Origin of the sequence: Streptomyces prasinopilosus, assembly GCF_001419695.1 — a bacterium.
Taxonomy (GTDB): domain Bacteria; phylum Actinomycetota; class Actinomycetes; order Streptomycetales; family Streptomycetaceae; genus Streptomyces; species Streptomyces prasinopilosus.
In genome coordinates this window covers 1-10,423 of the sequence record NZ_LIRG01000055.1, presented here as the reverse complement: position 1 = coordinate 10,423, position 10,423 = coordinate 1, and the positions used below count along the sequence as shown (strand labels likewise).

The 10,423-nt window shown below is 76.6% G+C and carries 9 protein-coding genes; 8 read left to right on the top strand and 1 reads right to left on the bottom strand.

The features are described 5' to 3' along the window. Nucleotides 1-35: 35 nt before the first annotated feature. Nucleotides 36-308, bottom strand: a complete 273-nt coding sequence (locus AOK18_RS03490) for a hypothetical protein (protein ID WP_055693293.1) — start codon at nucleotides 306-308, stop codon at nucleotides 36-38. Between the two features lie 528 nt (nucleotides 309-836). Between AOK18_RS03490 and AOK18_RS03485 the strand changes: the two genes are divergently transcribed. The 8 genes from AOK18_RS03485 to AOK18_RS03450 all read left to right on the top strand — a co-directional run. Then, complete coding sequence (locus tag AOK18_RS03485; protein ID WP_055693292.1) at nucleotides 837-1,934, top strand: hypothetical protein; 1,098 nt, start codon at nucleotides 837-839, stop codon at nucleotides 1,932-1,934. Next, a complete protein-coding gene (locus tag AOK18_RS03480) occupies nucleotides 1,931-3,277 on the top strand; it encodes a glycosyltransferase (RefSeq protein ID WP_079104828.1) in 1,347 nt (448 codons plus the stop codon). The genes AOK18_RS03485 and AOK18_RS03480 overlap by 4 nt, the downstream gene beginning before the upstream one ends. Beyond that, nucleotides 3,274-4,716, top strand: a complete 1,443-nt coding sequence (locus tag AOK18_RS03475; protein ID WP_055693291.1) for an exopolysaccharide biosynthesis polyprenyl glycosylphosphotransferase — start codon at nucleotides 3,274-3,276, stop codon at nucleotides 4,714-4,716. The genes AOK18_RS03480 and AOK18_RS03475 overlap by 4 nt, the downstream gene beginning before the upstream one ends. Nucleotides 4,717-4,721: 5 nt before the next feature. Beyond that, on the top strand, nucleotides 4,722-6,167 hold the full coding sequence (locus AOK18_RS03470; protein WP_055693290.1) for an O-antigen ligase family protein: 1,446 nt from the start codon (nucleotides 4,722-4,724) through the stop codon (nucleotides 6,165-6,167). Then, complete coding sequence (gene murJ / locus AOK18_RS03465; protein ID WP_055693295.1) at nucleotides 6,164-7,876, top strand: murein biosynthesis integral membrane protein MurJ; 1,713 nt, start codon at nucleotides 6,164-6,166, stop codon at nucleotides 7,874-7,876. Before AOK18_RS03470 ends, murJ begins: the two co-directional genes overlap by 4 nt. Beyond that, nucleotides 7,860-8,669 carry a polysaccharide deacetylase family protein gene (locus AOK18_RS03460; RefSeq protein ID WP_420865572.1) on the top strand — a complete coding sequence of 270 codons (810 nt, stop codon included), beginning with the start codon at nucleotides 7,860-7,862 and terminating at the stop codon, nucleotides 8,667-8,669. Before murJ ends, AOK18_RS03460 begins: the two co-directional genes overlap by 17 nt. 1 nt (nucleotide 8,670) lies before the next feature. Then, a complete protein-coding gene (locus AOK18_RS03455; protein WP_055693289.1) occupies nucleotides 8,671-9,837 on the top strand; it encodes a glycosyltransferase in 1,167 nt (388 codons plus the stop codon). After that, a partial coding sequence (locus tag AOK18_RS03450) for a YveK family protein (protein ID WP_055693288.1) occupies nucleotides 9,834-10,423 on the top strand: 590 nt, incomplete at its 3' end. The genes AOK18_RS03455 and AOK18_RS03450, both read left to right, overlap by 4 nt.

Genomic DNA, 10,423 nt, shown 5'->3' with positions numbered 1-10,423 from the left:
GTCCGGACCGGGGGGCCGACCTCGTACGGCGCGTCTCAGGCGTGCAGCCCCAGATCGCCGCGCACCGGCTTGGCCTGGTCGACCACGTCCGCCGCCTCCTCCGCGGTGCCGAACACCGTCGTCCGGGACTCGTCGGCGCTCGACTCCTCCTGCGGCGACATGAGCTCGAAGGGGACCGCGGTGCGCGTGTTCAGACCGGTGTCGAGGCCGGTGGACGCCAGGTCGACCTCCTGCGCGTACGCGGGCGCGGCCATACCGGCGGCGATCAGGGACCCGGCAATGACGGCGGCAGCCTTCAGGGACTTCATCGTGTTCCTTTCTTCGGCAACGCGGGTCGCCGGAGGGGGCTTTGTGTCGCCGTGCTCAACGATCCTCGGCCCGTGCGGAAACCGGGGAACCACGGATTGACGAGTCGTCATATGAGATCAGAAGAGCGGTGGCGTCATCGGCGGCGGCGGAACGGTGACCGCGGGCGCCGGGGTTGCCGTGCCGCGCGAGCGGCGCGGCACGCCTTCGGCGTCCCCTTTTCACCCGTACGGCCCTGATCGGGCCGACAGGGCGACGGGACTGCACCACCCGGGTGTCGCTTCACGCGGATCGGTTTCACGTTTCCAACACACTTGTCGGCGTTGATTGAGTTTCGGCAAATTTGTCCGGCCGGTGGCTAGAGTTGCGCCGACGCACCCCAGGAGCGGACGCATCGCACTCCTCGTGCTGCCTGCTCCGTCCCGGCGGTCCCGCTCGTCGTCGCCGTCCTCGGGCGAGGCACCGGCGGCCGCGGACGTCGTCTTCACCCATCCGGCCCCTGCCACCCGTTCCGAAAGGCTCCGACGGTCATGCGCCATTCCCTGGGTCAGTTGCTCCGTCCCGTCACCGTGGGCGTCCTCGCCCTCGTCGCGATGTGGGCGCCCTGCGGCGCTCCGGCCGCCGCTCCGGCCGCGCCGCCCGCGCCGGAGGCGAGCGGTCTCGCGTTCGGCCAGCGGTATCACGCGCTCCAGCACGGGGGCATCGTGCGCGCGGCCAACTCCTCCGCCACCTGCCGCACGGCCGGGTCGTCCTCGTGCGCCGACGCGCAGGCGGGCGCGCGGGCGGTGAACGGCGACTTCGACATGTTCTACGTCGACGTCGACCGCGACGCGAACACCTACAACTCCTCCCGCGCGGAGGTCCGTCTGCCCTCCGGCTCGCGGGTGACGTACGCGCGCCTGTACTGGGGCGGCAACCTGCGCGTGGGCGAGCAGAAGCCCGCGGAGGACAACGGGCGGGTCCTGATCGCCGAACCCGGCGGGGAGTACAAGGAGCTCCTCGCGGACACCGTCGTGGGACACGACGTGGCGGACGGCGCCGACGCCTTCCAGGCCTCGGCGGACGTGACCCGGCTGGTGCGGGACAGCGGGGCGGGCCTGTACACCGTGGCGCAGGTCAACGTGGCCGCCGGCCGTTCGGCGGCCGGCGCGTGGGGCGGCTGGACCCTAGTGGTGGCGTACGAGAACCCGGCGGAGCCGCTGCGGCACCTCTCGCTCTGGGACGGCTTCGCGCCGCTGCGCTCCCGCACCGGACCCGAGGTCGGGCTCACCGGCCCGGACCTCCCGGAGGGCGCGGGGGGCCAGGTGGGACTGGTGGCGTACAACGGCGATCGCGGCACCACGGGCGACTCGCTCACCGTGACCACCGGCACGCCCGCCTCCACCGCGACGCTCACCGACTCCGCCAACCCCGCCGGCGACGTCCTGAACTCCACCGTCAGCGGGCCCGCCGGGGCCGTTCCGGCGCGGGTGCCGGCGTACGCCAACACGCTCGGCTACGACTCCGACGTGTTCACCCTCGGACGCGGTGTGCTGCGCGCCGGCGACCGGATGAGCCTGCGGCTCTCGTCCCAGCGGGACGCGGCCTGGGCCGGCGTGCTCTTCGCCGCCGTCGACGCCCGGCGATGAGCACGCCGGCACCCGTCCCGGACGCCGCCGCGGGTGAGGGACCCGCACGCCCGGACCCGCCGACCGGCGACCGCCGGCCGCGGGTGCTGCACCTCACCCAGCCGGTGGACGGCGGGGTCGCGCGCGTGGTGACGGACCTGGTCCGCGCGCAGGTGGCGGAGGGCCTGGACGTCACCGCGGTCTGCCCCGACAGCGCGTTCGCCCTCCACCTGCGGGCGCTCGGCGCGCAGGTGCGCGACTGGCGGTCCACGCGGTCGCCCGGCCCGTCGCTCGTGCGGGAGGTGCGGCACCTGGCGCGGGTGATCGACGAGGTGCGCCCCGACCTGGTGCACGCGCACAGCGCGAAGGCCGGGCTCGCCGGACGGCTCGCGGTGCGCGGCCGGATCCCGACCGTCTTCCAGCCGCACGCCTGGTCGTTCGAGGCGGTGGGCGGGGTCACCGCGGCGCTCGCGCTCGGGTGGGAACGGTGGGGGGCGCGCTGGGCCACGCGGGTGGTGTGCGTGAGCGAGGCGGAACGGGCGACCGGTGTGCGCGCCGGGATCACCGGACGGTGGGCCGTCGTCCCCAACGGCATCGACCCCGAGCGCTTCCGCCCGGCCCACGCCGACACCGTGCGGGCCGGGCTCGCCCCGCTCTCCGCCCTCCGCCCCGCGACACCGCTCGTGGTCTGCGTGGGGCGGCTCTGCCGGCAGAAGGGGCAGGACGTCCTGCTGCGGGCGTGGGACACCGTCGTGCGGCGGGTGCCCGCCGCACGCCTCGTCCTGGTGGGCGACGGACCGGACGACGGCCTGCTGCGCGCGCGGGCCCCCGGGTCCGTGCTGTTCGCGGGAGCCGTCACCGACGCCTCGCCCTGGTACCGGGCCGCCGACCTCGTCGTCCTGCCGTCCCGCTGGGAGGGCATGGCCCTCGCCCCGCTGGAGGCGATGGCCTGCGGCCGTCCCGTGGTGGTGACGGACGTCGACGGCGCCCGCGAGAGCCTGCCGCCGGCCCTCGCCCCCCACTGCCTGGTACCGCCGGAGGATCCAAAGGCCCTGGCCGGGGCCCTGTCCGGGCTGCTGCTCGACCCGCCGCTGCGCGAGTCGCTCGGCGACGTGGGCCGTCGGCACGTGCTGTCCGTCCACGACGTACGGCACACCGCCGAGCAGATCGCGGGCGTCTACCGCGATCTGCTCGGCGCCCGGCCCTCCGGGGGGAGGGGGCGTCCGTCCCGGGCCGTCGAGCGTGGCGGGGCCCGCGGCACCGGGCGGGGGCAGCCGCCCGACGCGGGCCGCCGCACCGAAGCGGCGAACCGGACCACGCAGCGCGTCGAGCCCACCAAGTACAGGGAGACCATCCGCTCGTGACCGCCGAACCCACCGTGACCTCCCCCGGCGTACCGCCGCGGGACCACGGATCCTCACCCGTCTCCGTCATGCCGCCGCGCGACACCGCCGTCGGTCCGCGGCTGCCCGGCCCCCTTCCTGCGGCACGGCCGGACTCGCCCGTACCGCTGTTCCTCGCGGACGCCGCCGCGGCCCTGCTGGGCACGCTGACGCTGTCCGGCACCCAGGGGTACGCCCCGCTCGCCGCCCTGCTGATCGGCGCGTCGCTGCTGCTGCGCCCGCGCGGCGACCGGTCGCCGGCGGCGGGGCCGCCGGGAGCGGGGCCGCTGGAGGACCTGCCCACCGTGTGCGGCCGGGTCGCGGTGGCCTGGCTGGCGTCCGCGGCGCTCTGGGCGGCGTACCGGCCGGAGCACGCGCTGTCCGCCGGCGCCGTGCTGACCGGTCTGGCCCTGCAGTCGGCGGCCGGCGGCGCGCTGCGCGCGGCCGTGCACGGGCGGCGGCGCGCCGTGCTGCGGCGCCGCCCGCACGCGGCGCTCGTCGTCGGCCCGGCGGCGACCGCGCAGCGCGTGGCCGCCGCCCTGCTGCGGCACCCGGGGTGCGGGGTGCGGCCGGTGGGGATCGTCGCCGGGCAGCCGGACGGCGCCGGGGGCCTGCCGGTGCTGCGCACCGGTGAGGAGGTCGAGCGGGCGGTCATCCAGAACGGGGTGCGGGCCGTGCTGGCCGTCCACCCCTCGGTACGCGCCGGACAGGGCCCGCTGCTGCACGCGCTGGCCGAGGCGGGCTGCGTGGTCCGGGAGATCGACGCCGACGCCCTGCCGTACCCGGCGGAGGAACGGCTGGCCGGTTTCCCGTGCCGCCGCCTGGACCTGTCGCCGGCGCGCCGCGGCAGTGCGGGCAAGCGCGCGCTCGACGTCCTGGTGTCGGGGACGCTGCTGCTGCTGACCGGTCCGCTGCTGCTGCTGTGCGCGCTGGCGCTGCGGATCAGCGACGGGCCGGGCGTGGTGTTCCGGCAGGAGCGCATCGGCAGGGGCGGCGAGCCGTTCACGCTGCTGAAGTTCCGTACGCACCGGCCGGCCGACGCGCACGAGTCGGCGACCCGGTGGAGCGTGGCCGACGAGCACGAGATGCGCCGCTTCTGCCGCATGCTGCGGCGCACCTCGCTCGACGAACTGCTCCAGCTGTGGAACGTGCTCCGCGGCGACATGAGCCTGGTCGGGCCGCGGCCCGAACGCCCCTACTTCGTCTCCCAGTTCAGCCGGACCCATCCCGGTTACGCGGCCCGGCACCGGATGCGGGCCGGCATCACCGGTCTCGCCCAGGTCCACGGCCTGCGCGGCGACACCTCGATCGAGGACCGCTGCCGGTTCGACAACGCCTACATCGACGACTGGTCGCTGTGGCAGGACGTCCGCATCCTGCTGCGCACCGCGGTCACGCTGGTCCGTCCGACGGGGAGCTGACCGACGTGAGCCTCGCTCCCGCACCGCTCCCGCTCCCGTTCGCCCGCCGGGCCGCCGGGCTGGTGCCGGTGCTGCCCCTGGTGGCGCTGCCCGCCCTGCTGGCCCTGCCGGTGACGCACGGCGGAGCGGGGCCCGCGGACGTGGTCTCCGCGCTGGTGGTGGTGTACTGCGCGGTCCGCCTGCTGCGCGAGCGGCGGCGTCCGCTGCCGCCCGCCGCGGCCGTGGTGCTGGGCCTGCCGGTCGTGGGGCTCGCGCTCGCCGCGATGGGGGCGTCCTCGCCGGAGGCCGGGCTCACCGGCCTGGGCCGCTACCTGCAGGTCTTCGTGCTCGTCCCGGCGGCCGTGCTGATCCTGGTCCGCGACCGCACCGACTTCCGGGTGCTGGCCTGGTCGTTCGTGGGACTCGCGCTGTGGCAGGGCGCCGTCGGCGTGCACCAGTACGCCACCGGGACCGGCGCCTCCTACCAGGGCGAGGACGTCCGGGCGGTCGGCACCTTCGGCGCCCACGACGTGATGGGCATGGCGACGGCGGTCTCCCTCGGCCTGGTGTGCGCGGCCGGGATCGCGCTGGGCCGGGCGGCGGTGTGGCAGCGGGCGGCGGCCACCGGCTGCGCCGTGCTCCTGCTGCCGCCGCTCGCCCTCTCCTTCAGCCGGGGCGCCTGGATCGCGACCGCCCTGACGTGCGCCGTGCAGCTGGCCCTGACCGGGCTGCGGCGCACGCTGAAGGTGGCCCTGGCCGTGGCCGCCGCGGGCGTGGTCCTGGCCGGCGGGTTCGGCGTCGGCACGGCCCAGCTGCAGGAGCGGATCGACAGCATCGCGCGGGTCGGCGACGCCCCCGACCAGTCGGTCGTGGACCGGTACGCGCTGTGGGCGTCCGCCGGTGGCATGTGGCGCGAGCAGCCGCTGACGGGCGTGGGTCTGAAGGGCTTCCCCGAGCACCGCGACGGGCACGCCACCCTGGCGCTGTCCTCGGGCAGCGACGTCGAGGGCGCGGGGACGGAGTACCGCAGGCAGGAGCTGCTCTCGCCGCACAGCATGTACCTGCTGGTGCTGAGCGAGCAGGGCCTGATCGGGCTGGTCGCCCTCGGCGGCGGCTGGCTGGCGCTGCTGGTGGTCGGGGGCCGGAGGCTGCTGCGCCTGCGCGGCCGCGGACACCTTCGCGGTCACGCACGCGCGTGCGGCGGCGGGCACGGGTGCGGTGACGCGGGCGTGTGCGGCGACGGGCCGGAACCCGGCCGGGAGCCGGCACCCGACTGCGGTCTGGTCGCCTGCGGGCTGCTGCTGTGGCTGCTGACCGACTTCGTGTACGGCGACATCGGCGGCCCCTCGACGCTGCTGGTCGCCCTGAGTCTGGGGCTCGCGGCGTGGTGGGCGCTGGCCGGCGGCGAGTGCCGGGACGCCGTGCCGCGGAGCACGGCGGCGGAGCGGGCCGAGGAGGCCGCGGCCCGATGACGGTGGTGCCCTCGCAGAGTCCCGCCCCCGGCACCGACGGGGACACCGGCGGGCCGGCGGCCGTGCCCGCGGCGCGAGCCGCCGCCGCCCCCGGGCCCGGGGGCGGCCCGGCCCCGGTGCCGGCCTCGTCCTCCCGGAGGTTCCTCGCCCGTGCCGCGCTCGTCACGGCGGCGCTGTCCATCGCCGGTTCCCTGCTCGGCCTGGTGCGCGACCAGTCGCTGGCGCGGCTGTTCGGTGCCGGCAGCGACACGGACGCCTTCCTCGTCGCGTGGACCGTGCCGGAGATCGCCGCCACGCTGCTGATCGAGGACGGGCTGGCGATCGCGCTGATCCCGGCGTTCAGCATGGCGCTGGCCCGGCGCGCCCGGGGCGGACCGGGCGACCCGGTCCGCGCCCTGGTCGCCGCCACGCTGCCCCGGCTGTGCCTCGCCCTCGCCGCGACGGCCGCCCTGGCCGCCGCCGCGGCCCCGTTCCTGGTGCGGGTCCTGGCGCCGGGCCTGCCCGACCCGGGGCTGGCCGTCGACTGCACCCGGCTCACCGCGGTCAGCCTGCTGGCCTTCGGGCTCGCCGGCTACTGCAGTGCCGCCCTGCGGGCGCACCGCAGCTTCACCGCGCCCGGGGCGATCTACGTCGCGTACAACACCGGCATCATCGCGGTGATGTTCCTGCTCGGCGGCGCGTGGGGCGTGCGCGCCGCGGCGGCCGGGGTGGCGGTGGGCGGCTGTCTGATGGTGCTGGTGCAACTGCCGTCGCTGTGGCGGCAGCTGGCGTCCCGCACCCCGGCCGTCGAGGGGGCGGCGGGTGACGCGCCGGAGCGGCCGGTGCGGTTCGCCCTGATCGCCGCCGTCCTCCTCTTCGCGCTGTGCCGCCAGTCGCAGGTCCTGGTCGAACGCTTCCTCGCCTCCTCCCTTCCCTCCGGGGCCATCTCGCACCTGAACTACGCGCAGAAGGTCGCCCAGATCCCGATGACGCTGTCGCTGATGGTGTGCACCGTCACCTTCCCCGTGGTGGCGCGGGCGCTGGCGGACGGGGACACCGCACGCGCGCGCGACCGCGTGGAGCGGGACCTGGTGCTGTCCGCCTGCGTGGTGCTGACGGGCATGGGCGCGGTGATCGCCTGCGCCCCGCAGATGATCGAACTGCTCTTCCAGCGCGGCGCGTTCACCGCGGACGACACCGGGGCGACCTCGGACGTCATGCGCGTGTACGCCCTTGGGCTGCTGGGGCAGACCCTGGTGGGGGCGCTGGTCCGCTCGTACTTCTCGGCGGGCCGGCCCAGCTGGTACCCCCTCGCGGTGATGTGCGCGGGCATCACCGCCACGTCGGTGATCGGCGCCGTGGCCGTGCGCCCGTGGGGGGTGGCGGGGATCGCCGCCGCCAACGCGTTCGGCATCACCGTCACGGCCGTCCTGCTGCTGACCGGTCTGCGCACGTCCCGGCGCGGCGGCCCCCGGGCCGTCTCCCTGCGGGTCCGGCCGGTCCTGGCCGCGCTGGGCAGGCCGGTGCTCGCCGCGGCCGCCGCCACCGCCGCCGGGGCGTTCGCCGCGGGCCGGTTCGCGTCCCCCGCGGCGGGTCTCGCGGCCGGCGTCCTGAGCGTGGCCGTCGTCTTCGCCGCTCTCTCCCTGGCCCTGGGCGTCCAGGGCTCCGCATCCGCAGTGCGCTCCGTGCGCACCGTCACACGAAGGCTCACTCATGGCCGCTCCCGTTGACTCCGTCGGCCCCGCCGATCCCGCCGATCCCGTCGACTTCGCCGGTTCCTCCGGCGCCGGCGGGCTTCCCGCCGCGCCGCCGGGCCCCGTCCCGTGGGTGGCGATGTACCACTCGGTGGGCGACCGCTCGGACGACCCGTACCGCATCACGGTCACGCCCGAGCGGCTGGAGGCGCAGCTGGCCTGGCTGCACCGGCGGGGGCTGCGCGGCGTGTCCGTGGCCGCCCTGCTCGCCGCCCGGGCCCGGGGCGGCGGACGGCGCCTGGTCGGGCTGACGTTCGACGACGGGTACGCCGACTTCGTCACCGAGGCCCTGCCGCTGCTGCGCCGCTGGAACTGCGGCGCCACGCTCTTCGTCCTGCCCGGGCGGCTCGGCGGCGAGAACGCCTGGGACCCGCTCGGCCCGCGCAAGCCGCTGCTGACCGCGGCCGGCATCCGGTACGCGGCGGCCGAGGGCGTGGAGATCGGTTCGCACGGGCTGACCCACGTCGACCTCACCCGGGCGGACGACGCCGTCCTGCGGGCCGAGGTGGCCGGGAGCCGCGAGCGGCTCGCGGAGCTGACCGGCGCCCGGATCGACGGCTTCTGCTACCCGTACGGCACCGTCGACGCCCGCGCGGTGCGGGCCGTGCGGGAGGCAGGCTACGCCTACGCGTGCGCCATCGACCCCGGCCCGCTGACCGGCCCGCACGCCCTGCCGCGCGTGCACATCGGCCAGAACGACACGGCGTGGCGCCTGGGCCTGAAGTACCGGCTGCACCGGCTGCGCCGGCGCCCGGTGGGGGGCCGGTGAGATGAGGGTCCTGCACATCATCACCGGCCTCGGCGTCGGCGGGGCCGAGCAGCAGCTGCGGCTGCTGCTGCGTCACCTGCCCGTCGACTGCGACGTCGTGACGCTCACCAACCCCGGCGCGGTCGCCGAGGGCCTGACCGCCGACGGCGTCCGCGTCGTGCATCTGGGCATGGGCGGCAACCGTGACGTGACCGCGCTCCCGCGGCTGGTCCGGCTGATCCGCTCGGGCGGCTACGACCTGGTGCACACGCACCTGTACCGGGCCTGCGTCTACGGCCGGTTCGCCGCCCGCCTCGCCGGGGTGCGCGCGGTCGTCGCCACCGAGCACTCCCTGGGCGACTCGCAGATGGAGGGCCGCCCGCTGACGGCGGGGGTGCGCGCGCTGTACGTCTCCAGCGAGCGGCTCGGTTCGGCGACGGTCGCCGTGTCCCCGGCGGTGGCCGACCGCCTGAAGCGCTGGGGCGTGCCCGCTCCCCGCATCGAGGTCGTCCCGAACGGCATCGACCTGGAGCGCTTCTGTTTCGACGCGGAGCGGCGGGCGCGCACCCGCCGCCGCCTCGGGCTGCCGGAGGACGCCTTCGTGGTGGGCGCTGTCGGCCGGCTCGTCCCCGGGAAGCGGTTCGACGTCCTGGTCCGGGCGCTCGCCCGGCTCCCGGAGGACCACCGGCTGCTGCTGGTGGGCGGCGGTCCCGAGGAGCACGCCCTGCGCCGCACGGCCCGTGAGGCGGGGGTGGCCGGCCGGGTCCTGTTCACCGGCGAGTGCCCCTACGCCGCGGACGGCTCGCCCGGCCCCGATCTGCCGTCGCTCACCTCGGCGATGGACGTGCTGGCGTCCCCGTCCCTGGAGGAGGCCTTCGGCCTGGCGGTGGTGGAGGCGCTGGCGTCGGGCCTGCCCGTGGTCTACGCCTCCTGTCCGGCGATCGAGGACCTGCCGCCGTCGGCCGCGCCCGGCGCCCGGCGGGTGCGGGGCGGCCCCGAGGCGTACGCGCGGGCGGTCGCCGGGGTCCGGGCGGCGGTTCCCGGGCCCCGCACCGTCCCGGAGGCCGCGCGCCGCTACGGCATCACCCGCAGTACCGACCGCCTCATGAACGTGTACGCGACCGCCGTCTCCCGTTCTTCTTCGTCCCCTTCCTCTTCTTCCTCTTCTCCGGGAGCGAGTTCCTCATGACCGACACTCCGATCCGCCGGCTCCGTCCGTTCCCGGTCCGTACCGGGAGGCTGCCGGCCTGGTCCGTGATCGCGGCCGGCACTCTCGCCGGCTGCCTGTCCGGCGGCGCGTACGGCCTGCTCGCCCCGACGACGTACACGGCCACCAGCTACGTCGTCGCCGTACCGACCGCGAAGTCCACCCCGGAGTCCGCCCGCGGTTTCGCGCAGGCGTACGGGCGGGTGGCCACGCAGCTCGCGGTGCTCGGGGACGCGCAGGTGTGGGCGGGCGTGCCGGTACGGACCCTGCGGGACAGCGTGCGCACGGCGACGTCGCCGGACGCGCCGATGGTCGCCGTCTCGGCCACCTCCTCGCGCCCCGATCTCGCCGTCGACATGGCCGACGCGGTCTCCCGCGCGCTGACGCAGCACGCGGAGAAGACCAAGGGCAGCACCCAGGTGCGTCTCGTGCAGTTCTCGCGTGCGGTGGAACCGGGCGGGCCGACGTCCGCCTCGCCGGCGCTGACCTCCCTGGTGGGGGCGAGCGCGGGCGGCCTGCTGGGCGGTCTGGCCCTGCTGGCCCGCCCGCGGCGGGCCGGCGGGGACGG

Bases quoted from the DNA above. Each gene is read 5' to 3' on its own strand.
- AOK18_RS03460 (WP_420865572.1), top strand. From the start codon at position 7,860: ATGGCCGCTCCCGTTGACTCCGTCGGCCCCGCCGATCCCGCCGATCCC.
- murJ (WP_055693295.1), top strand. From the start codon at position 6,164: ATGACGGTGGTGCCCTCGCAGAGTCCCGCCCCCGGCACCGACGGGGAC.
- AOK18_RS03490 (WP_055693293.1), bottom strand. From the start codon at position 308: ATGAAGTCCCTGAAGGCTGCCGCCGTCATTGCCGGGTCCCTGATCGCC.
- AOK18_RS03455 (WP_055693289.1), top strand. From the start codon at position 8,671: ATGAGGGTCCTGCACATCATCACCGGCCTCGGCGTCGGCGGGGCCGAG.
- AOK18_RS03480 (WP_079104828.1), top strand. From the start codon at position 1,931: ATGAGCACGCCGGCACCCGTCCCGGACGCCGCCGCGGGTGAGGGACCC.
- AOK18_RS03485 (WP_055693292.1), top strand. From the start codon at position 837: ATGCGCCATTCCCTGGGTCAGTTGCTCCGTCCCGTCACCGTGGGCGTC.